Annotated in this window: 1 protein-coding gene; it reads right to left on the minus strand. The window is 69.1% G+C overall.

Annotated features, from left to right (window positions below; translation table 11 throughout):
- Nucleotides 1-369 (minus strand): FAD-binding oxidoreductase (locus tag CJ177_RS46595; RefSeq protein ID WP_143548840.1); only part of this gene is annotated, 369 nt, incomplete at both ends.

A 369-nucleotide genomic window follows, 5' to 3' on the forward strand; every position in this document is an offset into this window, starting at 1 on the left:
ATGACCTTCGCATTGCGGCGCGCGTGCCGCAGCTGCCCCTTGGACACGGCGGCCATCACGATGCCCTCCTGCTGGTATCCGCAGTCGATCCCGTAGTGGGTGATGGCGTCCTCGGCGAAGTGCACCGCGTTCTCGGCGTACCGGTAGAGGTCGCGCAGCCGCTCGCGCCTCAGCAGAAAACCCAACAGCTCCGGATCGGCGGCGACCGAGTTCGTGATGTATCCGGCGTTGCGGGAACTGGCGCCCCAGCCGAGGGTCTGCGCCTCGAGGAGCACCACGTCGACGCCCTTCCCGGCGAGGCGGATGGCGGCCGACATGCCGCCCCCGCCGCCGCCGATCACGACGACATCGCAGTCGATGTCACCGGTC

Origin of the sequence: Rhodococcus sp. ACPA1 (assembly GCF_002300195.1) — a bacterium.
GTDB lineage: Bacteria > Actinomycetota > Actinomycetes > Mycobacteriales > Mycobacteriaceae > Rhodococcus_F > Rhodococcus_F opacus.